Here is a 23,244-nt window from a genome sequence, read left to right on the forward strand (position 1 = left end):
CGACCGTCGGATATATCGCCCTGTGGTGACGCCGGTCGGATAGATGACGCCCCAGGAGATGCTCGCGGTCCTCGCGGCGACGGCCGTGGTCCTCGCGGTCTTCCTCGCCACCACCCGATGGGTCGGAAACCACTGGTACGCCGGGGCCGGGACCGTCGCGCTCCTCGGGCACGTGGCGTTCGGCTCCCTCGTCCTTCCGCGGCTCCCCTACACCTGGGACATCGGTCGGTTCCACTACCGGGCGGTACTCATCCTGAACGGGGAACTACCGCCGACAAACCCGACCATCAACTCCTTCGCCGGGGCGCAGGCCGTCCTCTACAGCGTCTTCGGCGCCGACCCGACCGTCGTCGCGGTGTTCAACAGCCTCTGTGCCGTACTGGTCGCGCTTCCCGCGGCCGACCTCGCACGACGGCTCTACCCCGGCCTGTCGACGACCCGTGGCCTCGTCGCGACGGTGCTGTTTCTCCCGCTCCCGTTCGTCTTCCTGACGATTCCGATGCGGGATGCGCTCGGTGTACTCCTGTTCTTCAGCCTGCTCGCTGCGGTCGCACGGGCCTACGACGGAGAGATGTGGCCGGCCGTCATCGGGATTCCGCTGTGGGGTGCGCTGAGTCTTCTCCGACCCGAGCTGGGGGCGATCCTCCTATTGGGCGGGATGGCCGGTGCCGCGGTGCGGGCCATCGATACGGTGGCCGAGCGCCCGGTGACGCTCCGCGGGCTCGTCGCACTCGCGGCGCCCCCGGCAGTTGCCGTCTTTCCGTTCATCACTCCGAGAATCCCCGTCGCACCGTTCGCGGAGCGCCTGCAGCGGCGTACCGTCGGCGGCGCGACCTACCTCGACGGCTTCAGCTACGAGACGAGCCTCGATGTCGTCCTCGCCGCACCTGCCCGGGCGCTCTACTTCCAGTACGCCCCGTTCCCGCTCCACGTCACGTCGGCGTTCGATCTGGTCTCGGTCCTGCTGCTCCCCGTCCTCGTGGCTCTCACAGTCGCGGCCTACCGGTCGGCCCGGGAGTGCGAGCGCGACCTCGCCGTCCTCGTCTTGGTGCTCACGACGTACGCCCTCGGCATCGTCGGCTACGGCCTCGTCGACACCAACTTCGGGACGACGGTCCGGCACCGTGTCCCGTTCACCTTCATGCTGTGTGTCCTCGGGGCGCCGACGATAGAGCGGTGGGCGGCCCGTCTGGTCGGCGTCACACCGCACGGGTCGTCGACACGATCAGCCGCGACAAATCGGACCTGATGGGGTATCGGTGGCTGATTTCCGGCTAGTGCGCGACCGTTCAGGGAGCCTGAATCGGTATCAGGAGGACACTCGCTGCCGCGGCGATGACCCACGTGACGGCCCAGACTGCTGCCCACGGCAACTGCAACGGTGACGAGAGACAGCGCTCGACGTACGACCAGCCAGGCGGTTGTAAGTCGCGGAGCGTAGAGAGCGCCAGCGTGACAACGGTTCCGAGAATCAGGTACTGGAAGACGTATATCGAGAGCTGTGCGAACCATCGAGGATGCACCAGAAGCGTCGCGACGATGCCGACGCTTCCGTAGACGAGCAGTGAGGCCTCGATGACTCCTGTATCACTGACCCGCCGCTCGGAGACGATGAACAGCGCCCCCCCGCCGAGTCCGATGAGGAGGAACAGGAGGTAACTCGGCGTCGTCAGTACATCGACGACGCCCGAGGCCAGTACCGCAAGCGACCACTGCTCGATACCGAGACGGCCTATCGCGCTCTGGGCCACGAAGGATTTCGTGCGTCCTGGTGAAAGCAGCAACGCGACCCCACAGAGGGCGCCGATGCTCCCGGAGAGCCCCAGGTCGACCCAGCGGCGATGGAAGACGAACGCGACGAAGATGACGAGTGCGGTGAGTGCGCCGTAGACGTACTGGTTCAGTCCGATTGCACCGACCAGCAGGCCGACTCCAGTGGCTCGGAGCCGTCTGTGGATCGTGTCCTCCTCCTGCAGACAGTCGTGGAGCAACAACAGTGTGAGGAACACGAGCGGGAAGACGAAGACGTAGTGCCAGAACCCGTCGTAGTAGGCATTCTCCGTGATGCCGAGCCACTGCCAGACCATGAACCCCAGGAGGGTCAGGAACGCGGACTCCCAGTCCGCAACCCGCCACAGCAGAGCGGCGAGGGTAAGTGGAAGCACGACGAAATTGAGAACCGTCGTGTACGTCTGCGTGAGCGCCTGTGCCGCGAACGTCCCTGGATCGAATATGACGAACAGGACCGCCAGTGGAACGTATCGAAGCGGTGGATCGACCGTGGCGTACACGTTCGCACTACTGGCGACTGCTCGGGCCCCCCGAACGATATTGTCCGGATCGCTCGACTGTTCGACGAGCGTCGACTGCCACGCCGAGAGCGGACGCCACCCCAGTGACAGCGCAACGTACAGCAACGGGAGGGTGAACACGACCAGCAGCAGTCCTCTGAACAGAGCCCTGCCATTGGAACGGAGCCCCCGCCAGCCGTCACCTTGCGTAATCGCTGACTGTTCACCGCTGTCGGAGTCCGTCTTCGACACGTTCCGACGTGGCTGCAGCAACGCTCATAGTTCCATCGTAAGGTCAGTTCACCGCTAATCGGCGTCCCTCATCCCCCCGCTCCAATCGGTGCCTGTGCGGCTGCGTTCCCACCGACCTACTCGTCCGGCGGGCGGGGCTCGATGTCGTCGTCGGCAGCACGCCCGCGACCGAGCGGGTCGGCGACTGACCACACCAGTGCCGCGGTCACCGCGAACAGGGCGACGAAACTCAGGAACTTCACGGCCGCGTTCATGCTCGACCGGAGCACCGAGACGACGCTCACCACCAGCACCACCCCGATAATAGCCTGCTGGACGTGCTCGTTCGTGGCGAGCGAGACGGCCGTACTGTCCGCTGCTCGCTCCCGGAGCGTCGCAACCGCTCGGTAGAGCGCCGACCCCTGGACGGTCTCCCGCAGGTCCATGTCCGACCGAGGCACGTGGACCCCGTTAGCCGTTGCGGTCGGCGATGTGTTCGAGTGCGGCGGTCGTCCGCTCGACCGTACTCGCCCAGTCATGGTCGTCGACGACCGCCGTCCGTGGGTCGCGGTCGGTGCCGGCGAGCACGGTACGCAACGCGGCAGCGAACTCCTCGATGTCACCCACCGGAACCGCCTGCCCGACTCCCTCGACGACGGGGGCGACCTGTTCGAGGTCGCTGACGACCGCGGGAACCCCGGAGGCGAGCGCCTCCAGCACGGTCCGGGGGAGTCCCTCGGCGCGCGAGGGGAGGACGAGCACATCCGCGCCGCGATACAGCTGCGGCATCTCGTCGTAGGGGACATGTCCGAGGAAGACAACCGCGTCCTCGAGGCCTCGCTCGCCGACATCGGTCTCGATATCCCCGCGCAGCGGCCCGTCGCCGCAGACGACCAGCCGCGCGTCGGGCTGGGTCTCGCGAAGCCGGTCCAGCGCCGCCACGGCGTCACCCGGGCGCTTCCCCTCGACGAGGCGGCCGACGAAGAGGACCACCGGCTCGCCGTCGGGGAGGCGGTCGCTCACCGCCCCGTCAGGCGTGAACCGCGACGTGTCGATCCCGTTCGGGACGACCTCGACGGGCGCAGTAACGCCGACCCCCCGCAGGCGCTCGCGGTCCTCCTCGGTGTAGCAGAACACCACCTCGCTCTGGTCGAAGGTCCACCGCCCGGCCGTCCGGAGATACGCGTCGAAGACCTTCTCGGGGGCGGTCTGGGAGTAGAGGCCGTGGTTCGTGATAGCCAGCGGCGGTCCGCCCAGGCGCCGTGCAACGGCTGCGAGATTCGTCGAGAAGTAGAGGTGCGAGTGCGCGTGCAGCACGTCGAACGCGCCGGCGTGGCGGCGGAGGTAGCGCGCTACGCCCACAGAGATGTCGTTCCCGAGCGCCGAGAGCGTCGCCGGGCGCCGGATGATCTGGTAGCCCTCGCGCCGCGCCTTGCCGTACTCACCGACGGTCAGGACGGTCACGTCGTGGCCCATCGCGGCCTGGTCACGCGACATCGCGTGGACATGGTACGGCCCGCCGCCCTTCACGTCGGGATAGACCTTCTGCGCGACGCGGAGGATACGCATCACACCGGTATCGACCGGGCGGCCCCATCAACAGTCCGGTGTCGTCCCGAACACGGGTTCGCTATCCGTCTTCCAGCGGCCGGCCGGTCACCGTCCGGACCACATCCACGACTACCATCCACACCTGTCGCATGACGATCTTCAGGTCGAACCAGAAGCTCTGCCGCCGGATGTACTCCACGTCGTAGCGGAGCTTCGCCTCCGGGTCCAGGCTGGTCGCGCCGTTGATCTGGGCCAACCCGGTCAGTCCGGGCTTGACGAACCAGCGCTTGCGCCAGTCCTCGGCTTCGGCCTCAAGATGGGTCTCCTCGCCCGTCCACGCCGCCCGTGGCCCGACCACGCTCATGTCGCCGATCAAAATCGACCAGAGCTGCGGCAGCTCGTCCAGATGCGTCCGACGGATGAATCGGCCGACACGCGTGATGCGGTCGTTCCCCTCGTCCGCGACGGGCGCAGTATCGTCCATCTCCGTCTCACGCATCGACCGGAATTTGTACACGTCGAACGTATCCCCGAACGAGGCGGTCCGTTCCTGCCGGTAGAGCACGCTCCCGCCGTCTTCCAGCTTGATCGCCGCCGCGATACCTAGCATCACCGGCGACAGCACCAGCAACCCCACGCCGGCGAACGCGATATCGAATCCACGCTTCAGGAAGTGGTCCTGCGGGTCCCACGGTTCCAGCTCCACGTCGACCAGCTCATCCTGTCCGAACCCGCTGGTCAGCACGCTGTCGGCGTGCCGACGATGCACCTTCGCGGCGACGCCGTGGTCGTAGCAGGTGTCGAGCGCGCCGAAGAACTCCGCGCGGTCGGGTTCGGCGAAGGCCAGCACAACCGTGTCCACGTCGTACTCGACGAGCACCTCGTCCAGCCGCGAGAGGCCACCCAGCGAGGGGAGCTCTCCCATTCGACTCCCACCATCGGTGAGTCCGAGGGCCGTCTCCGTGTCGGGGTCGGCTGCGAGGGCGAGCTCCCGCGTCGTCCCCGGCGGCGAGACGAAGCCCAGAACGGGCCCCGCCACCGCGTCGAGGATGTCGTTCATCGCGGCGGGGTCGTCGCCGACGAGGATGGTGCGCCCGCCCTCGTCGCGCGGGCGCCGCCGGATGGCGACGAACCACACCGGGACCGTCAGCAGCAGGAACGCCGTGGTGAACAGCAGCGTCACCCGGGGGAGTCGGTAGGTGTAGTCGAAGTAGCCGACGGCCGCGAGTGATACCGTCGCCAGCAGCGTCCGCTCGGCGGCCACCGACGCGGTATCGAGGATGCGCCGCGGCCGAGGCTTGAGTAGCGGCCCGAGGGCGACGAGCACGACGAGGACGGCTGTCGTCGCCTCGAACGCGAACTCCATCCCGTCGGCCGGGGCGAGTGGCAGGTCACCGAGGACCGGCACCAGCGCTAGCAGCGACTGCACAACCGGGTGGTTCGCCAGCGCGACGGCCAGAACCACGAGGCCCACGGTCCCGCCAGCACTGGCCACGCGGTATCGCCACCCGGTTGTCATCGGTGGGAGTCCGGCGTCACGGCCGATAAGTGCAACGGGAGCGTCAGACTCGCGGGTATACGCTACTCACGGAAGAACGGGTACCCACCCCCATCGGGCCGGTGGACCGCACTCAGACACCGGCCGACCCGCGCTCAGCCGTCCTGGGCCCAATCCGGGCGCTCGACCTCCGTGCCGTCGAGTCCGACCGTCGCGAACGTGGCCCGGTACTGGACCGTCTCCCCGTCCTGCTGGAGGGTCGCGGTGTACCGGAGCGCGCGGACGATGCCCTCCCGGTCGACCACCATCGTCACGTTCCCGTCGACGATCTCCCCCGAGGACTGCTGCGAGGAGCCCAGCGAGTCAGCGTCGTCGAGGTCGGTGGCCCGGAGTCGGAAGAAGGTCTTCCCGGACTCCCGGATGCGGGTCGTCTCGTCGAAGCTGACGTTCGACAGTACTCCGCCCACGTACCGCTCCCCGACGAAGCCGCTGGGCTGGAGCGTCGCGTCGACCCGGCCGTAGGAGGTCTCCTGGCCCTCCTGCACCCGGATGTACTGGGTCCCGTTGTCGTAGTAGCGGGTGCGCCGAACGACCGTCGACCCCTGCTCGCCGGTCGAGGAGATGAAGGTATCAGTCAGCGCCCGGGGCTCGTCAGGAGAGACCCGCTGGACGAGTTCCGTCTGCGAGGTCCCCGCCTCGCGCTGGACCGTCGTGTTGGAGACGAACGCGAAGCTGTCCTTCGCGACCAGGCCGTCGACGTGGGCCTGCCGCGCGGCGCTCGCATCCGAGATGCCGCTCGTGGAGTAGCCAGCCGGGTACGAGACCGACTCGGAGCCGTTCGCGCCGCCCGCTCCACTGTCGGGCGTTGGAGTCCCGTCGGGCGTGGGCGTCCCCGACCCGGGCGCCCCGTTCGTGGGGGTGGTAGCCCCCTGCCGCGACGATTCGTCGCCGCCCGTGGCGGTCGGTGAGCTCGACGGGTCACCGGGAGCCGCCGTGTCACCGTCTCCACCCGGACCACTGGACGTGCTCGCGCCGCCCCCGCCCGAGGTGGCGGTCCCGGCCGCAGACCCGGTCGCAGCAGTGGTGGTAGTCGTTGCCGACTGTTCGTCGCTCGCTGTCGGTTCGCCGCTCGCTGTCGGAGTGGGCGTCGTCGACGGAGTATCGTCGGATGTCGGCGCTCCACCCCCGGGTAACGAACAGCCGGCGAGGAGGACGAGCAGTGTCACCGCGAGGACCGCGACCTTGCGTCGCATTACCCCGGGTAGCGAAGTTCCGTGTTTACCTCTGGTGGTCGGCCAAGAAGCTGACCGGACAGGTCCACCCCAGGCCCCGGGACCGTCCCGGACCGAACCAGCCCGGACCACCTCTCACCCCGACGACTAGCGTACTCGCACCTGTCCGATGAGAAATGATGACTTGTTTATCTTCTGTCATAATGGCCCGGATATGGGCGGTGAAACATCCACGGGGCTGCGTACAGTCGGGTAGCGTGGATGCAGCTGACAGAATATTCAGCGATATTACATATGTTGCTCGCGGCGGTGGTCGTGCTCGCTGGTGCGGCGGGTCCGGCCCTGGCCGCGACGCAGACGGACGACCCGCTGGCCGACCAGGAGCAGTCAGTCGGAGACGAGACCACGACGGCCGGCGAGACCGGAAACCAGACTACCGACGCCGCGGACGGGGGGACCGGGCAGGCTGCCTCGGGTGGTGCGGACACCGCGGCCGCCGACGCGGGAACAGCCGACTCGCCGGTGCGGAGTATCGGGACGGGCGCGCTTCCCACACTCCCGCTCAGGCAGGTCCCGGGACTCTACGATGACGCCCCCGTCGAACCAGAGGACGCCCCGTACGGGTCGGAAGGCGAAGGGCGACTCGACGCCTGCAAACTGCCGATCCGGCAGAGCGACCTCCCCCTCGAGATGGCCCCGGGACCGTCGGACCTCCCGGTGGACGTGAACCTCCCCATCGTCCCCACGAGCCTCCTGACCCCGCGGAACGTCGCGAGTCTCGGGTTCGCGCTGCCACCGAAACCCTGTACCGTCTACGACTTCCACGACCCGTCGCTCGACCCGACCGAGCCGCCGACCAACCCCGAGGCGGTGGGTGAACTGAACCGGGCCGAGTTCGGGCCCGACGGCGTCAACGTCGCGGGTAGCACCCTCGGCATCCTGGAGCGGGACGGCTTCCGCGGGACGAACCTCGCGGGGCTCGTTGCCAACCAGGAGAAGGTCAGCGGGGGCAACCGCCTGAAGATCACCGACGGGCGGACCTCGAAGTACGTCTACCTCAAGGGCCTCGGCCTCGTCCACGTCGAGCGCCGTGTCGTCGACGGCGACCTGGACCTCGCGGTCTTCGGCAAGAGCTTCAAGATAGACGCCCGGTGCGAGTTCCAGAACGCCTCGGCCCCCTCGGCCGACGACCCTCTGGGCCCGTGTCAGTACGACTACACCGGACTCCCCGAACTCGTCACGCCCGAGCGGGTGGTCGACCTCCTCCTGAACGGGCCGGACCAGCCCATCGTCCAGCCGAAATCGGGCGGCCTCTCGCCGTCACTGGCGCAGGACTGACCCCGGGGACTCGGTCGTCTGTTCCTGACCGCCTGTCTCCCTGCGATAGAAGGACAGCGTTGGAAGGTGCTCCGGCGAACGGCAGTAGTTCTCCCCGTGACGATTACGACGCCCGCACCAGCGGCTCGTACCAGTCCCGGTTCGCCCGGTACCACTCGACGAACTTCCGGACGCCCTCGCGGATGTCGTGGGTTGGCTCGTAGCCCAGCAGGTCGCCGGCCTTCGACACGTCGGCATGGGTGTGCTCGGCGTCGGCCGAGTGACGGTCGTCGAACTCGAACGCCAGCTCCGGGGCGATCTCGTCGCGGATGACCGCCGCCAGCTCGCGGATCTCGATGTTGTCGGTCGAGCCGATGTTGACCGCCTCACCGTCGGCCGCGTCCGTCTCCAGCAGCGACAGGTTCGCCGCGACCACGTCGTCGATGTAGGTGAAATCCCGCGTCTGCGTGCCGTCGCCGTAGATGACGGGCGGCTCGCCGTTCGTACAGCGCGAGACGAAGTTGGTGATGGCCATGTTCGGGCGCATCCGGGGGCCGTACACGGTGAAGTACCGGAGCGCGACGGCCGGGAGGTCGTACACCTCGCTGTAGGCACACAGGTAGCGCTCGGCCGCGAGCTTGGAGGCGCCGTACGGCGATACCGGTGTCGTCGGGTGGACCTCGTCGTACGGGAGGTACTCGGGAACGCCGTACACGGACGACGAGGAGGCCATGACGATACGCTCCACGTCGCTCGCGCGGGCCGCGTCGAGGATGTTGAGTGTCCCGTCGACGTTCACCTCGTCGTAGACACGGGGTTCGGCCACGCTGTCACGGACGCCGGCGCGACCTGCCTGGTGGAAGACGTAGTCGGCGTCGCCGACGAGGTCCGCGACGAGGGCCGCGTCGCGCACGTCGCCCTTCACGAACTCGTAGTCGGTGCCGGCGTCGGCCGCGGTCTCCCGGTGGACCTCCAGCGTCCGCTCCTTGATGCCCAGGTCGTAGTAGGGATGCATCTCGTCGATGACCGTCACGTCGTGGCCCTCGGCGAGGAACCGCTCGGCGAGGTGGCCACCGATGAAGCCCGCGCCGCCCGTCACGAGAATCTGCATGGCGCCGTGTCGTCGGGGATGGGCTACAAAGGTGTCGGGATACTACTCCGTCGCTTCGGCCTCCTCCGCTTCGTTCGCTACCTCCGCCTCGTATCCCTCCTCCAGCCGGCGCTCGGCCTCGTCGCGGTCCTCCGGGTAGCCCACGTCGATGCGCCACCCCTCCATCCGGATGGCATCGATGGTCCGGCCGGACTTGATGAGCAGGTCGATAGCGTCCGATATCTCGTACTCGTCGCGGCCCGAAGGCTGGACGAGGTGGCAGGCGTGGAAGATGGCCGGTGTGAACGTGTAGAAGCCCGTCATCACCAGGTTCGAGGGCGGGTCGTCGGGCTTCTCGACCACGTCGACGATCTCGCCGTAGTCGTTGGTGTCACAGACCCCGTAGCGCGAGGCCTCGTCCCACGGCACCTCCTCGACGAGGAAGGCGGCGTCCGCGCGGTCCTCCTGCTGGCGGTTGACGACGTCCTGGAGGTTCGCGTCGAAGATGTTGTCCCCCAGCATCATCATGAAATCGTCGTCGATGTGCTCCTCGGCGGTCAGGAGCGCGTGTGCGATGCCCAGCGGCTCGCGCTGGTGGCAGTACGTGATGGGCACGCCCTCGTACGTGTCGCCGTAGTGGCTGATTATCTTCTCCTTCCTGTAGCCGACGACGACCAGCAGTTCGTCGGCGTCCAGCTCGACCAGCCGGTCGAAACAGTGCGTGAGAATCGGCTTCCCGGCGACCTCGACCAGCCCCTTCGGTTTGTCCTCGGTGAGCGGGCGGAGCCGCGTCCCCTCGCCCGCCGCGATGACGACTGCTTTCATACTTCGTGGCTGTGTCCTGTGGGCTAAATACCTTCCCGCTCGGGATGGCAGGGTGTGATTATTGGCATATGCTGGATTTTAGGAGAATGTTGGTGCACCTCTCTGGAAAATTTCGAGAGTATGGATTATATCCGATGTCTCAGTCTGTCAGGTGTTCATACGCCTCGGTGACCTCCTTGAACGCCTCTTCGTCGCCGTCGTCGGTGTCGGGGTGGGTCTCCTTGACGAGGCGGCGGTAGGCCTGTTTCACGTCGGTCTCGTCGGCGCCGGGTTCCAGTCCGAGGGTGGCGTACGCCTCGCCGTCCGTGGGGCCGTCGCGGGCCGCCACCCGGGCGCCGGCCCGGCCACGACTGCCGCCGGGGCCCCGCTGCTGTTGCTGGTAGCGGTACTCCCAGCGTTCGCGGCCACCCGGCGGCGTCCAGTCCTCGCGGGGGCCGGCGCCGAACCCACCACCCTGCCGTCGGTCGCCGCGCCGGCCGCGACCACCATCGGCGCGCCCGCGGCGCTCCCGGCCGCTGTTGGCCCGGGCGCGCCGCTCGACCCGTTCGTACAGCGAAGCACGGAGCTTCCCGCTTCCCTGGTACCAGAACAGGTAGCTGGCGCCGCCGAAGGCTGCCGCGACGAACAGCGGTACCGCGTCCCGGAACACGGCCGCCAGCACGACCATCAGGGCCGCCAGCCCCGCGAACACGGCGGTCATCCCCAGCAGGAGCCGCGAGTTGTTCACACGTCACCGAACGGGTCCGACCCCCGTAAGCGTCTCGCCCTCGGATGGACGTCGGTGCCCCGGTCCGGGGACGGTACAGTCCCCCGGAAGCTTTCACCGGCCCGGTGGAGACGCCGGTATGGAGTGGCACGTCGTCGACGGCGACCCCGGGGACGAGGGGTCGAGCCGGGTCGAATGGGAGCGTGGCGACCGGTACGTCCGGGTGGTCGTCCGGGAGACGGCCACGGGTGCCTGGGCGGTCACGCTCGACCGGCTGGCGCAGGCCCCCGAGGGGCAGTACTACCACCGTGAGACGGTGGCGGACCGCGACGGCGCACTCGACCTGGCTGCGACGTGGCGCGAGGAGAACGACGGGACCGCGAGCGGGGCGACCGAGGACGCGGACGACGCGTGACGGCAGGGAACGGCCTGAGCGCGTGTGCGTGCCAGCTGACCGGTTCCCACCCCTCCCGAACGCATATGCCGGCCGGGGAACCAACGTGCGGCCGTGCCCGCATCCGATGTCATCGTCCCGCCGCCCGTCGAGCCGGGGGACCGCGTCGCCGTTGTCGCTCCGGCATCCGGTGCCGCATCGCGCTACCCGCACGTTCTCGACCGTGGACTGACGACCCTTCGCGAGTGGTTCGACCTCGACCCCGTCGAGTATCCGACTGCCCGGAAGGACGACGACTGGCTCTACGACCATCCCGAAGCCCGCGCCGAGGACATCGAGACGGCGTTCCGCGACCCCGACATCGGCGCCGTCATCGCGACCATCGGCGGGAACGACCAGGTCCGTATCCTGGAACACCTCGACGGTGACGTGCTCCGCGAGCATCCGACCCGGTTCCTCGGGACGAGCGACAACACGCACCTCCACAGCCTGCTGTGGCAGGCCGGCGTGGTCTCGTTCTACGGCGGCACGCTGATGACCGACCTCGCGGCCGCGGGCGGCGTCTTCGACTACACCGCCGAACACGTCCGCCGGGCGCTGTTCGACGACCACGTCGGCGCCGTCCGCCCGGCCGACGAGTTCTCCGACCACGACCGCGACTGGAACGACCCGGACACGCTGGACGAGCCACTCGAGCGGGAGTCGAACCCCGGCTGGGAGTGGCGCGGTGGCGACGAACCCGCCGACGGCCGCGTCTGGGGTGGGTGCCTCGAAGTGGTCGACACCGTCCTCGCGGCCGACCGCACGATGCCCCCGGTGGCGGCGCTGGAGGGCTGCGTGCTGCTGCTCGAGACCGCCGAGGGGCTCCCCGAACCGCCGGATGTCCAGCGCGTGCTTCTCGGGCTGGGAGAGCGCGGCGTCCTCGACGCCGTCGACGCCGTGCTCCACGGCCGCGCGAAGGCCCGCAACCCGTTCGAGGACCCCGGCACCGAGGCCCGAGCCGCGTACCGCGAGACGCAGAACGAACTCGTGGCGGACCTCGTCGCGGAGTACAACCCCGAGGCGCCCGTGGTCGGCAACTTCGATGTCGGCCACACGCACCCCGTCGTTCCCGTGCCCGTCGGCGGGCGGTGCGTGGTCGACCCTGCGGCGGAGCGGGTCGCGTTCCCGGCGTTCGAGGGCTGAATCGGCGCCGGGACCGCCAGGGCTTTTGCCGGTCCGCCGTGGAGTCCTCGCCGATGAGCAGCGCCCTCCAGCGGACGGTCCGACGCGTCGGTGCGATACTCACCCTCCAGCTCGCGGTCCTCTCCGCGCAGCTGTTCACGCTCCAGCCGACCGAGGAGAGCATCGCCACGTTCGTCTCGCTCCCGCTCGCCATCGGCGCCGGGGGCTATCTCGTCGGGAGTGGACTCCGGAGTCTCGTCGGTGTGACCGAGGAGGCCGAGCGGCTGGCCCCCGACGAGCACTGACCGACCGCGACCGACCGGCTGGTCACTCGCCTTCGAGCGCCGGCTCGAACGCTACGAGTGCCTCGCGCCACGCGTCGGGGATGGGACGGGTGCCACCCTCACCGTCGACCACGACCAGCGTGCTCGACCCTTCGGCCGCCAGGTCGCCGTCCGGCGTGTACATCTCACAGACCGTCGGGAAGCTCTTCGTGCCCAGCGACGGCGTTCGGACCGCGACGGTCACGTACTCGTCGTCGGTCGTCACGGAGCGCCGGTAGTCCAGCTCCAGGTTCGCCAGCACCATCTCGCGCTCCTCCAGCGGGATGTCGAGCACGGCGTCGAAGTAGTCGATGCGTGCCTGCTCGAAGTAGGTCACGTAGACGGCGTTGTTGACGTGTCCCATCGTGTCCGTGTCGCGGTAGCGGACCGGGAGCGTCGTCGTGTAGGCGAACTCGTCGGGGACCGCGGGCGTCCCGTCGAGGGTCGAATCGAGGCTCATACCGACGCTGGACCGCGGGCGGTCACGTCGGTTTCGATGTCCGAGCGGTCCGGGTCAGGGCCGGGCAGGGTCCAGCGCCAGCAGGGCATCCGCGAGCGACCGCAACGCCTCGGCTTCGTCGATGTGGTCGAGCCATCGCTCGGGAAGCGCCGTCGCGCCGAAGCGCGCGCCGGCGACGGCTCCCGTCACGGCACCCACGGTGTCGGCGTCGTCACCCATGTTGACGGCCCGGACGATGGCTTCCTCGGCGCTCGGCGCGGTCAGACCGTGGTGGAGGCCCGTCTCCAGCGTGTGGACGACGTACCCCGAGGCCGAGAGCAGCGAGGGGTCGCGGTCGGTCGCACCAGCAACGGCGTCGCGGAGCGCCGCGGGCGCGTCCCCGATTCCGTCGAGCGCCCGTTCGACGGCCGCCTCGGGCGCGGCCGCGTCGAGCAGCGCCGACAGCACGCGGTTCAGCGCCGCACAGCCCCACGTGCAGCGCGGGTCGGCGTGCGTGATGGCCGAGGACTCGCGACTCACTCGGGAGAGCCGGTCGTCCGCGTGATACGCCAGCGCGTGGGGTGCACAGCGCATCACGCTCCCGTTGCCCGCGTTGCTCCCCTCCGACCGGCGCTCCCACACGCGCTTGCCGGCCTCGTCCGGTGGGGTTCCGTTCCGGAGGCTCCCGATAGCTTCCCGGGTCGTCACCCCGATGTCGAACGGGCCGCCGTCGAGCCACGCGACGAACCGCTCGGCCACGTCCGCCGAATCGAATCCCTCGCGGTCGCGGAGGCTCCGGGCGATACAGAGGGCCAGGTCGGTGTCGTCGGTCACCGTTCCCGCGGGCTGGCCGTGGGTGCCGTGTGCCAGCATCTCGGTCACGCGGCCGTGGTCGCGCTCGATGCTCGCCGGCGTCTCGAACTCCACCGGGCGCCCGAGCGCGTCCCCACACGCCAGTCCCAGCAGGACACCCCTCGCACGGTCGCTCGTGCCGCCGTCACTCATGGTCGAGCCGAGGGGCGCCCGCCGCAAAAACCATCTGACGAATCTCACGGCCCGCCGGTCGGTTCAGGCCTCGAAGCCGTCCGTTTCCGACCCGACCCGGTCCTCGATACCGTCCTCCAGGCCGTCCTCGAGATAGGCGGCGGCACACGCCCCACAGCAGAACGTGCTTCCGAAGGTCATGTGGGCGTGGTGGTGGTTCACTTCAATCCACTCTCCACCCGGGGCAACCGACCCGCCGCACCGGTCACACTGGTCCATCACCATCTCCTACGAGGGGAGGATGCCTGTATCTTGCCCTGGCCTTCCGGTGGTCTGAATGGTGGGTTGATTTATCCAGGTCATCGGGATGGTCGACATCTTCCACGCGAGCGGCGACGAGATTCCCGCCGACCAGGTGACGATTAGCGATGGTGGCAGCTCCGAGACATGGACCGCCTGTGCCAGTGGGAGCCCGGACGATATCTCGGCCGGCAGCACGGCCAGTGCAGATATCGACTCCGACGACGAAATCCGCGTCCTCTGGGCCAACGACGACGACTCGGCCACCCTGACCATCTGGGAGGCCCCCGACGCCTGAGGCTGTTCCTCGAAACACCCGTTTCGACCCTCGATACGTGCCGAATCACAAATACGGACCAGTGTCATGGGTGGGTATGCACCTCGGATGCGTGCGAACAGACGACGGGGTCTCCCCGGTCATCGGTGTCATCCTGATGGTCGCCATCACGGTCGTCCTGGCCACTATCGTAGCTGGATTCGCACTTGGCCTCGAGGAACGGAAGATGGACACCGCACCCAACGCGGAGTTCGAGTTCGACTACGACTCCGGTTCGCTGGAGATCACGCACGCGAACGGCGACGAGGTTCGCGAGGACCGGGTCACCATCAAGGGCCACAGTAACGGGCCGAAGACGCCCGACTGGACGGGGGATACCGACACGGATGACTACTTCAGCGCGGGGGCCACGTACACCGCGACCGGCGTCGGGAGCGACGACACGGTCAAGGTCGTCTGGGAGGGCCCCAACGGGGACTCGACCACGCTCGGCACCTGGGAGCAGTAGGGCGACGTCCTGACGCGGCCCGACCGCACGCCGGAACGATTGTAACCGACGGGGTGCAAGCGACGGTCGTGACCTGCGCCGAGCCGGACTGTGAGCGCGAGGCGGCGGTTCGCCTGCGCATCCCCTGGGACGCCGACCGGGAGGTCTGCACGGCGCACGCACGCGGGATGGCGACACGGGACGGCGTGGTCGCCGAACCCATCGAGGGGCGGGAGGAGGAGTGGCCCTGACCCGCACACGGTGGGCCTTTCGGGTACAAGTTTAAGTCCCTTCCCGGTATGCTACCAACCGACAATGGCCATCGACCCCCAGTTCGAGGATACGCGCGAAGTCGTCGACGAACACAACGGACACGACGTGTGGGGCCCCGTCGAGGAACCCGAGACGCTGGGTATCCACGGGACACACGTCGCCGTCGACTTCGACATCTGTCTCGCCGACGGCGCCTGTCTCGAGGACTGCCCGGTCGACGTGTTCGAGTGGGTCGACACGCCGGGCCACCCCGAGAGCGAGATCAAGGCCGACCCCGCGGAGGAGGCCTCCTGTATCGACTGCATGATCTGTGTCGACGTCTGCCCCGTCGACGCCATCGACGTGGACCCCAGCCGCGAAGGCCGGAGCTAGCCGCGGCCGGGTAGCCGTTCTCTCCCCGACGACCACGTCGCGGACACCCGCTCGGTGCGAATTCTGTCCGACAGCCGAGAGGCCCCGTTCCGGAAGCGGACGACCGTCCCCCGGCCGACGCCGGAACGATTCCTGCGGTTCTCGTGACGCTTTCCGGCAATAACTGCACGAAGCGCCCGGGCCACGAAATGAATGATTGCTTACTGTATCGCTTCGAGCGAGGGCAAATCGCGTGAGGGCAAGGTTCTGGACCGTGAATACGGCCGCCCCGCACTGTCGGCAACGGGCTGGTAGTTACAGTCCAGAGACATAATAAAGAGCTATTAGGATGCCGGGGGAGTCACTGCCCGAAGGTGATTTGATACCGATGCACACGGTAGTTCTGACCAAGGGGGTCCCCGACTTCAGGGAGGGCCAGGTCTCGTTCGACGAGGACGGCCACCTGGAGCGCGGCAAGACCCCGACAGTGATGAATCCGAACGACAAGCACGCCCTCCGGGGGGCGCTCCAGACGAAGGTCCGCCACGGCGGGACCGTGAGCGTGATGAGCATGGGCCCGCCGGGGTACAAGGAGGTCCTGCAGGAGGCGATGGAGTCGGTGTACGCCGACGACCTCTACCTGCTGAGCGACCGCGAGATGGCCGCGGCCGACACGTGGGCGACGGCCATCACCCTGACGACGGGAATCGAGAAGCTCGACGAGATGCCGGACCTGCTGTTCGCGGGCTTCAAGACGGCCGACGGGGAGACCGGCCACACCGGGCCGCAGACGGCGTGGGGCCTGGACATCCCGATGGTCACCCACGTGGTCGCGCTGGACGTCGACGAGGAGAGCGAGACCGTCCGGGTGAAGCGGCTCGTCGAGGGCGACATCGAGGAGATAGAGACTGTCGAGGCGCCGATGCCGGCGCTCATCGTGATGGACCCGGAGTTCGAGCCCTCGTATCGAACGGCGGGCGAGCGGCTCACGCACAAGGACCTGCGCGCGGACACCCAGGAGCGGGCGCCCGACTTCGAGGACGACCTCACCGTCTGGAACCACGAGGCGCTCAACCTCGACCCGGACTTCATCGGGCTGGACGGCTCACCGACCATCGTCGAGTCCGTCGACCCGATTCCGAAGCCGCCCGCCGAACGCGAGGCCACGATGGTCGACGCCGACGACGCCGAGGGGATGGAATCGGTCCTGGAGGAACTGCAGCCCCACGCCGCCGGGGCCAGCGAGGCGGCGGGTGATTGACCATGCCTGAATTCGACCCTGCCGACCACGACATCTCCGAGATCGGACCGAAGGTCCAGGCCATCGACGACGTCGACGAGCTGCGCGCGCTGCTGGAGGCCGAGGAAGACGGCGAGGACCGGGCACCGGTCAAGCAGGTCATCGAGAGCCGCATCGAGAACCTCGAAGCGGAGGACGAGGCCGACGACGAGGGACTCGTCGACCTGACGGACATGTCGACGGCCGAGGCAGCCAACGCCATCCGCGGCATCGACGACCCCGACGAACTCCGCGAGCTACTGGAGACGGAGGAGGCCGGCGAGGACCGCGGTGGCGTCAAGACACAGATACAGAACCGCCTCGACTCGGTCACGGAGGACGAGGACGCCGACGAGGGCGAGGCCGAGGAAGAGCCCAAGACCCCCGAGGAGCGCCATCCCGACCTCGACCATCCGACCGCCGACAAGCGCCACGTCCGCGCGGTCGAGGCCGGCGACTATCGGGACATGTGGGTCTACTGCGAGACCCAGCAGGGCGAACTCATCGACGTGTCCAAGGAGATGCTGGGGAAGGCCCGGCAGCTCATGGACGACTACAACGACGAGTACGACGCCGACGAGAAGGTCATCGCGTTCGTCATCGGCGAGGACATCGCCGAGCAGGCCGAACTCGCCATCGAGTACGGCGCCGACGTGGCGCTGTATCAGGAGGACGACCGGCTCGACCGGTTCCTCCACAAGCCCTACACCGAGATATTCGTCGACGCCGCCCGCGGCACCGGCCACCCGTACGGTCGCGAGGACCGCCCGGACGTGGAGTGGCACGGCTACGACGAGCCGCGCTACGTCCTGTTCCCGGCGACGAACAACGGACGGGACCTCTCGGCGACCGTGCAGGCCGAACTCGACTCCGGGCTCGCCTCGGACTGCTCGGACCTCCACATCACGGACGTGCTCATCTCGAACCCGGCGAAGACGGGCGAGCCGGGCACGAAGAAGGAGTTCGAGCGTGTGCTGCACATGAAGCGCCCGGACTTCTCGGGCTTCGAGTACTCGACCATCCTCTGTCTGGACAAGCCCGACCGCGAGTTCCACCCGCAGGGTGGCTCGGTCATCCCGGGTGCGTTCGACGTGCCGGAGCCCGACCCCGAGCGCGAGGGCGAGGTCGTCGAGTGGGAGGCCCCGCTCGAGGACGACTGGTTCGGCGTCGAGGTCACCGCACACGACCAGCTCGACGAGGGTGTCGACCTCACGGGTCGTGAGGTCATCGTCGCGATGGGCCGTGGCATCGGGGACGACCCGAGCACGGGCATCGAACTCGGACTCGACCTCGTCGACGCGCTCGAGGACGCCGACCTCGGGCTCTCGCGAGGAGTCATCACGGCCTCCTACCAGTTCGAGGGCCACGTCGAGCAGTACATCACCGAGGAACGACAGATCGGCGAGTCCGGGCAGGTGGTCGAGCCGCCCGTCTACATCGCCGCCGGCATCTCCGGCGCCGTCCAGCACAAGGTCGGCATGGACGAATCGGACACCATCATCAGCATCAACACCAACCCTGACGCAGACATCGTGGACTTCTCAGACTACTTCATCGAGGGCGACCTGTTCGAGGTCCTGCCTGCCGTGACGGAGGCGCTGGAATCGGGCGAATCGATCGGTGCCGTCGCGGAGGCCGGAGGTGCGACCGATGACTGAGAGCGCCATCGACACGGACGAGTACGAGCACTACGAGGCCCTCGTGGTCGGCTGTGGTCCCGGTGGCGCCGCGGCCGCGGCCAAACTCGCCGACGAAGACGTGGAGACGCTCGTCCTCGAGCGCGGCGTCGAGGCCGGCTCGAAGAACGTCTCCGGCGGCCTCATCTACGCCGAGGAGTCCGCGCCCTACACCATCGACGACCTGTTTCCCGGGTTCCGCGAGGAGGCCGCCGAGCGACCCATCACGGAGTACCACATCCACAACATGGCCGGGTCGCAGGTGAAGTCGCTGGACATCACGGAGCTCCACGAGCACGATACCGAGTGGTCCGACGCGGTCCTCCGGCGGACGATGGACTCGTGGCTCGAGAAGCGCGTCCACGAGAAGACCCGCGAGGCCGGCGGCGGCGTCCTCACGGACGTCCGCGTCAACGGCCTGCTCCGCGACGGCGGCGAGATCGTCGGCGTCACCTGCGACGAGATCGAGCCCATCACGGCCGACCTCATCGTCGCTGCCGACGGCGTCAACTCCGAACTCGCGCGCGACGCCGGCCTCATGGACTGGGACGAGCCCGACGAGTGGTTCCAGGGCGTCAAGGCCATCGTCGACATGCCTGAGGACGCCATCACCGACCGGTTCGGCGTCGGCGAGGGCGAGGGGGTCGCGCACCTGTTCTCGGGGAACATCTTCGAGGACGTGCGCGGCGGCGGGTTCCTCTACACCAACCAGGACACCCTCTCCATCGGGACGGTGTTCCACCTCGACAGCCTCGTCGCACAGGAGGCCGAACCCCACCAGCTACTGGACGCGCTACTCACGCATCCACTGCTGGCGGACTGGCTCGGCGACGACTACGACGAGGTGGAGTACTCGGCGAAGCTCGTCCCCGACTCGAAGAAGGTGGCCCACAGGTCACCGCATCGCGACCGGCTCGTCCTCGTGGGCGACGCCGGGGGACAGATGCAGGCCCAGGGCCCCGTCATCAAGGGGATGAACCACGCCGTCACCGCGGGCGCGCTCGCGGCCGAGGCGTTCGCCGAGGCGAAACGCGCGGGCCGTCCCCACTCGGCCGGCGAGCGCTACACCGAGAAGCTGGAGGAGTCGGGCACGATGCACAAGCTCCGCCCCGAGGCCTACGAGACCATCGCACCCCTCGCGGAGAACGAGACGGCCACCCGGCTCGCCGAGTCGCTCGTCGAGTCGCCGGTCGGCCGCCTCGGCATCCGCGCGCTGGGGACGAAGGGGCTGGAGAAGCTGTTCGCCAACCCCACCATCCTCTCGCTGATGCCGGACACGAAGGTGCCGTACGTGACGGTACCAACGGTCATCGCGGAGGAACTGGGCGGCGAGGTCCACGCGACCAGCCACGTCGAGCCACCTGAACTCGACGATCGCATCGGCGACCTGACCTACGACGTGGGCGAGCCCCACATCCAGGTGAAGGACAACTCCTGGGAGGCCAGCGGCGCGGCCGTCTCGGCCTGTCCGGTGAGCGCCCGTGACTTCGGTGGCGGCTGCTACCGGGAGGAGACGGTCGAGACGAACGGCCACGAGGAACGTGTCGTCAGCCTCGACACCCAGCCCTGCGTCGAGTGTGGCACCTGTGCCATCGTCGCGGACACCGACTGGGAGCATCCTGCCGGCGGAAAGGGCGTCGAGTTCAAACAGGGCTGACACGGGATGTCCGACGCGTACCACGACCGCATCGCCGACCTCGCCCGCCGCGCCGAGCGCGACCGGGCGGCGTTCGAGCCCCCGGCCGACCCGCCGGACGAGGAGCGCGCGCTCCAGTATCTCCGCGAAGGCGCGGGGCCGGCTATCGCGCTGTATCTGGAGGCCCGGACCGGCGGCGGCGAGCCGGTCCGCTTCGACCCCGAGGCGTTCGAGGCGCTTGAGACGGCGATGAACGCGTGGCTGGAACTGTACGCGGCCTGCTACGGGACCGACCTCGACGCCGCGTTCACCGTCCGTGAGGCTGCGGAGATTCTCGTCCGCACGGAGAACGTCCGGCACACGGCCGAGGTGCTGACGAAGGTGCCCGAGCGGGACGCACGGCCGGACGCCACGCCCGCGGAGTAGGCGCCTGGTCACCCGGGCCGGGGGAGACTTATGCCGCTGGACGGGCCATCCCCGCCCGATGACCCCCGCGAGCCCTCCCCCTATGGACAGCCGGCGGTCACACCGAACACCGTCCGATTCGAGCGGCGGACCGACCATCGCCGTCGCCCACTACCCCGAAGGGGCTGGCCACGCGACCCGGATGCTGGCCATCGCGGACGAACTGGCAGCCCGGGGCGCGACGGTCCGGATGGCCGGCGGCGGTGCGGGCTCCCGGTTCGTCGCGCTGAACGGCTACGACGCGTTCGAACCCACCAACGTCGATTTCATCGACACCGTGCAGGACGGCACGGTCCGGCAGGTACTGACCGGGAGCCTCCCGGCCTCGGCGAACCGCATCGCCGACTACGTCGGCTGGCTCCGCGAGACGGCGCCCGACGCGCTCGTCACCGACGACATGTTCGCGGCGATGGCCGCACTCCGCATCGACGTGCCGCTGTACGTCCTGAAACACGACATGCCGGGGCTCTACCGGAACCGGCTGGAGCGCGCGGGCGCGCGGTTCCACACCGACTTTCAGGTCACGTCGGCGAACGGGTTCTTCTACCCGGCCGTATGGCCGGCCGCCGGACTGGCACCCGAGGGCGCGACCCGGGTTCCCCCGGTCGCGCTGGAGGGGGAGGGCCGCGACCGCGACGGTGCCGACGTGGTGGTCGTGCCGAGCCACTACTCCGAGCTGGGCCGCATCGCGACCGCGCTCGAACGGGAGGGGTACGACGTCATCGATGTCGGAAGCGACGACTGGGAACCGGTCCCGTCGCTGCTGCCGTACCTGCGGGACGCCGAGGTGGTCGTCTGCTCGGGCTACTCGACGGTGATGGACGCCGCCGTCGCGGGGACGCCGTGTGTCGTCCACCCGGCGACCGACGAGCAGGAGGCCGTCGCCGACCGGCTCCGCGACGACGAGGTGACCGGATTCACCGTGGCCGAGGAGCCACTCGACGTGCTCGAGGCCGTGAGCGACCCCCCGGAACCGACCGCCCACGAGAACGGCGCCCCGCACGTCGCGGAGACCGTCCTGGCAGACCTCCGGCCGACCACGGCGCCCCGGAGCAGCGGCCGACCCGAGGAGCGCGGGGCTGCCGCCGACCGGCGGCCCGTAGCTGCTGGCAGAGGAGTGGGTCGACGGGCGGCCACCGGTCGGGACCGTCTGCTGCGGGTCGGAGACCGGGTCCGAGTGGCTGCCCGGAGCGCCGGCCGTGCGGGAGTCCGTGGGGCGACGCGTACAGCGGCGGCGACCCGCCGGACGGCGGCAGCGGTAGCGGCCGGTGCCCGCTCGACTGCCGGGAGCGTCCGTCGCTACGGCCTCGCGACGAGCGTCCTGCTGGCGTCGGTCGCCGTCTTCGCGGACTGCCGGCTCCGGCGGACCGGCGACGCGACGGCGCGTCGCCTCACGGCCCTGGCTGCCGGGCTCCGGACCGTGGCTGCCTGGGCACGCGACGCACTGGTCCGGGGCGGACGAGCACTGGCACGGGCCGGCACCGCGGCCGCCGAAAGCGCCGCCCGGCTCGGCGGCTCGTTGCGCGATGCCCTCGCCGCCGGGACGCGCGAGTAAGCCGCTCCAACCCGGCCGAGTCCGTGGCAGGCCCGGTCAGCGACGGACCATCTCCCTGACCGGGGCGCGGAGTCACGAGCGAGCCGTCCGGTATTTTCCGGCAAAAAACGTTAAGTACTGGGTAATGGTAGCAGCCCACATGCAGTTCAGTGACGACCTGGAGTTCGACCACCGGGACCGCAAGGACATCTACGACTACATCGAGCGTAACGGGCGGGTCGACTACGACGAGGCACGGGCGGCGCTGAACATGGACGAGACGGCATTCGGCCACCACGTCGCCATCCTGCGGCGCGAGGGCGTCATCGAGCGCGACGAGGCTGAGGACGAACTGCGCCTGGCGTTCGAGGACGCCGAGGTGGAGATCCACTCCGTGGGCGACGTGGAGTTCACCATCCGGCAGGCCCACGAGGACGACCTCGACGGACTGGTCGAGGCCATCCGGACCGCGCTCGCGGACCGGACGTACATCGTCGGCGAGACCGTCGCGGACACGGTCGACCACGAGGACGTCCTCCTCCGGCACAACGAGGTCCAGTCGCGCGTCTTCTTCGTCGCGACCGTCGAGGGGGCGGTCGTCGGCTGGGTCAACCTCGACCATCCGGAGGTCGACAGCCTCGAGCACACCGCCGAACTCACGGTCGGCGTGGTCCCGGAGTACCGCGGTCACACCATCGGGAGCGAGCTCATGGAGCGGGCCTACGGCTGGGCCCGGGACAATGGCTACGAGAAGCTCTACAACTCCGTCCCCGCGACCAACGAGCGCGGCATGGAGTGGCTCGAGGACCACGGCTGGGAGACGGAAGCCGTCCGCGAGCGCCACTACCGCATCGGCGACGAGTACGTCGACGAGGTGATGATGGCGGTCTGGCCCTGACCGCCGCCGCGACACGGCATCGC

At 68.8% G+C, this 23,244-nt stretch carries 26 protein-coding genes; 15 read left to right on the top strand and 11 right to left on the bottom strand.

Annotated features, from left to right (window positions below; all coding sequences use genetic code 11):
* Positions 1–43 precede the first annotated feature (43 nt).
* Positions 44–1,249 carry a hypothetical protein gene (locus NL115_RS01585; protein ID WP_254831479.1) on the top strand — a complete coding sequence of 402 codons (1,206 nt, stop codon included), beginning with the start codon at positions 44–46 and terminating at the stop codon, positions 1,247–1,249.
* A 40-nt stretch (positions 1,250–1,289) separates the two neighbouring features.
* Here the strand turns inward: NL115_RS01585 and NL115_RS01590 are convergent, their stop codons facing one another.
* The 5 genes from NL115_RS01590 to NL115_RS01610 form a co-directional block, all read right to left on the bottom strand.
* Positions 1,290–2,543, bottom strand: coding sequence for a hypothetical protein (locus NL115_RS01590; protein ID WP_254831480.1), 1,254 nt, complete (start codon positions 2,541–2,543; stop codon positions 1,290–1,292).
* 116 nt (positions 2,544–2,659) lie between these two features.
* Entirely contained in the window at positions 2,660–2,968 is a 309-nt protein-coding gene (locus NL115_RS01595) for a hypothetical protein (RefSeq protein ID WP_254831481.1), read from the bottom strand.
* A gap of 25 nt (positions 2,969–2,993) precedes the next feature.
* Positions 2,994–4,091, bottom strand: coding sequence for a glycosyltransferase family 4 protein (locus NL115_RS01600; protein WP_254831482.1), 1,098 nt, complete (start codon positions 4,089–4,091; stop codon positions 2,994–2,996).
* Positions 4,092–4,152: 61 nt separating this feature from the next.
* On the bottom strand, positions 4,153–5,592 hold the full coding sequence (locus NL115_RS01605) for a sugar transferase (RefSeq protein WP_254831483.1): 1,440 nt from the start codon (positions 5,590–5,592) through the stop codon (positions 4,153–4,155).
* A gap of 134 nt (positions 5,593–5,726) precedes the next feature.
* Positions 5,727–6,824 carry a DUF7537 family lipoprotein gene (locus NL115_RS01610; RefSeq protein ID WP_254831484.1) on the bottom strand — a complete coding sequence of 366 codons (1,098 nt, stop codon included), beginning with the start codon at positions 6,822–6,824 and terminating at the stop codon, positions 5,727–5,729.
* Positions 6,825–7,097: 273 nt separating this feature from the next.
* Here NL115_RS01610 and NL115_RS01615 point away from each other — a divergent pair, with 273 nt between their 5' ends.
* A complete protein-coding gene (locus NL115_RS01615; protein WP_254831485.1) occupies positions 7,098–8,141 on the top strand; it encodes a hypothetical protein in 1,044 nt (347 codons plus the stop codon).
* 103 nt (positions 8,142–8,244) lie between these two features.
* Here NL115_RS01615 and NL115_RS01620 read toward each other — a convergent pair whose 3' ends face one another.
* The 3 genes from NL115_RS01620 to NL115_RS01630 all read right to left on the bottom strand — a co-directional run bounded on the left by NL115_RS01620 (position 8,245) and on the right by NL115_RS01630 (position 10,762).
* Positions 8,245–9,231 carry an NAD-dependent epimerase/dehydratase family protein gene (locus tag NL115_RS01620; protein ID WP_254831486.1) on the bottom strand — a complete coding sequence of 329 codons (987 nt, stop codon included), beginning with the start codon at positions 9,229–9,231 and terminating at the stop codon, positions 8,245–8,247.
* 42 nt (positions 9,232–9,273) lie between these two features.
* A complete protein-coding gene (aglF, locus tag NL115_RS01625) occupies positions 9,274–10,035 on the bottom strand; it encodes a UTP--glucose-1-phosphate uridylyltransferase AglF (RefSeq protein WP_254831487.1) in 762 nt (253 codons plus the stop codon).
* A 139-nt stretch (positions 10,036–10,174) separates the two neighbouring features.
* Positions 10,175–10,762, bottom strand: coding sequence for a DnaJ domain-containing protein (locus tag NL115_RS01630; RefSeq protein WP_254831488.1), 588 nt, complete (start codon positions 10,760–10,762; stop codon positions 10,175–10,177).
* A gap of 118 nt (positions 10,763–10,880) precedes the next feature.
* Here NL115_RS01630 and NL115_RS01635 point away from each other — a divergent pair, with 118 nt between their 5' ends.
* From NL115_RS01635 to NL115_RS01645, 3 genes are all read left to right on the top strand, one after another.
* Positions 10,881–11,156, top strand: coding sequence for a DUF7543 family protein (locus NL115_RS01635; RefSeq protein ID WP_254831489.1), 276 nt, complete (start codon positions 10,881–10,883; stop codon positions 11,154–11,156).
* A 93-nt stretch (positions 11,157–11,249) separates the two neighbouring features.
* Positions 11,250–12,320, top strand: a complete 1,071-nt coding sequence (locus NL115_RS01640) for a S66 family peptidase (RefSeq protein ID WP_254831490.1) — start codon at positions 11,250–11,252, stop codon at positions 12,318–12,320.
* A gap of 53 nt (positions 12,321–12,373) precedes the next feature.
* Positions 12,374–12,604 carry a hypothetical protein gene (locus NL115_RS01645; RefSeq protein WP_254831491.1) on the top strand — a complete coding sequence of 77 codons (231 nt, stop codon included), beginning with the start codon at positions 12,374–12,376 and terminating at the stop codon, positions 12,602–12,604.
* A gap of 22 nt (positions 12,605–12,626) precedes the next feature.
* Here NL115_RS01645 and NL115_RS01650 read toward each other — a convergent pair whose 3' ends face one another.
* The 3 genes from NL115_RS01650 to NL115_RS01660 form a co-directional block, all read right to left on the bottom strand.
* The gene (locus NL115_RS01650; RefSeq protein WP_254831492.1) at positions 12,627–13,082 is read right to left on the bottom strand and encodes an acyl-CoA thioesterase; all 456 of its coding nucleotides are present in this window, start codon (positions 13,080–13,082) and stop codon (positions 12,627–12,629) included.
* 54 nt (positions 13,083–13,136) lie between these two features.
* Positions 13,137–14,066, bottom strand: coding sequence for an ADP-ribosylglycohydrolase family protein (locus NL115_RS01655; protein ID WP_254831493.1), 930 nt, complete (start codon positions 14,064–14,066; stop codon positions 13,137–13,139).
* Positions 14,067–14,129: 63 nt separating this feature from the next.
* Positions 14,130–14,324: a hypothetical protein gene (locus tag NL115_RS01660; RefSeq protein WP_254831494.1), complete on the bottom strand. Its 195-nt coding sequence runs from the start codon at positions 14,322–14,324 to the stop codon at positions 14,130–14,132.
* A gap of 88 nt (positions 14,325–14,412) precedes the next feature.
* Between NL115_RS01660 and NL115_RS01665 the strand changes: the two genes are divergently transcribed.
* From NL115_RS01665 to NL115_RS01710, 10 genes are all read left to right on the top strand, one after another.
* Entirely contained in the window at positions 14,413–14,643 is a 231-nt protein-coding gene (locus tag NL115_RS01665) for a hypothetical protein (RefSeq protein ID WP_254831495.1), read from the top strand.
* Positions 14,644–14,734: 91 nt separating this feature from the next.
* Positions 14,735–15,130 (top strand): type IV pilin domain-containing protein, encoded by a 396-nt coding sequence (locus tag NL115_RS01670; RefSeq protein ID WP_254831496.1) that lies wholly within the window; start codon positions 14,735–14,737, stop codon positions 15,128–15,130.
* A gap of 68 nt (positions 15,131–15,198) precedes the next feature.
* The gene (locus NL115_RS01675; protein ID WP_254831497.1) at positions 15,199–15,360 is read left to right on the top strand and encodes a DUF8014 family protein; all 162 of its coding nucleotides are present in this window, start codon (positions 15,199–15,201) and stop codon (positions 15,358–15,360) included.
* A 64-nt stretch (positions 15,361–15,424) separates the two neighbouring features.
* Positions 15,425–15,754 carry a 4Fe-4S dicluster domain-containing protein gene (locus NL115_RS01680; protein WP_254822875.1) on the top strand — a complete coding sequence of 110 codons (330 nt, stop codon included), beginning with the start codon at positions 15,425–15,427 and terminating at the stop codon, positions 15,752–15,754.
* Positions 15,755–16,121: 367 nt separating this feature from the next.
* Positions 16,122–16,994 (top strand): electron transfer flavoprotein subunit beta/FixA family protein, encoded by an 873-nt coding sequence (locus tag NL115_RS01685; RefSeq protein ID WP_254831498.1) that lies wholly within the window; start codon positions 16,122–16,124, stop codon positions 16,992–16,994.
* Between the two features lie 2 nt (positions 16,995–16,996).
* Entirely contained in the window at positions 16,997–18,670 is a 1,674-nt protein-coding gene (locus NL115_RS01690; protein WP_254831499.1) for an electron transfer flavoprotein subunit alpha/FixB family protein, read from the top strand.
* Positions 18,663–20,345, top strand: a complete 1,683-nt coding sequence (locus NL115_RS01695; RefSeq protein WP_254831500.1) for an FAD-dependent monooxygenase — start codon at positions 18,663–18,665, stop codon at positions 20,343–20,345. The genes NL115_RS01690 and NL115_RS01695 overlap by 8 nt, the downstream gene beginning before the upstream one ends.
* Before the next feature lie 6 nt (positions 20,346–20,351).
* Positions 20,352–20,750 carry a DUF8055 family protein gene (locus NL115_RS01700; RefSeq protein WP_254831501.1) on the top strand — a complete coding sequence of 133 codons (399 nt, stop codon included), beginning with the start codon at positions 20,352–20,354 and terminating at the stop codon, positions 20,748–20,750.
* Between the two features lie 58 nt (positions 20,751–20,808).
* A complete protein-coding gene (locus NL115_RS01705; protein WP_254831502.1) occupies positions 20,809–22,344 on the top strand; it encodes a glycosyltransferase family protein in 1,536 nt (511 codons plus the stop codon).
* Positions 22,345–22,483: 139 nt separating this feature from the next.
* Positions 22,484–23,221, top strand: coding sequence for a GNAT family N-acetyltransferase (locus tag NL115_RS01710; RefSeq protein ID WP_254831503.1), 738 nt, complete (start codon positions 22,484–22,486; stop codon positions 23,219–23,221).
* The last annotated feature ends 23 nt before the right edge of the window (positions 23,222–23,244 follow it).

Source organism: Haloglomus salinum, from assembly GCF_024298825.1.
Lineage (GTDB): Archaea > Halobacteriota > Halobacteria > Halobacteriales > Haloarculaceae > Haloglomus > Haloglomus salinum.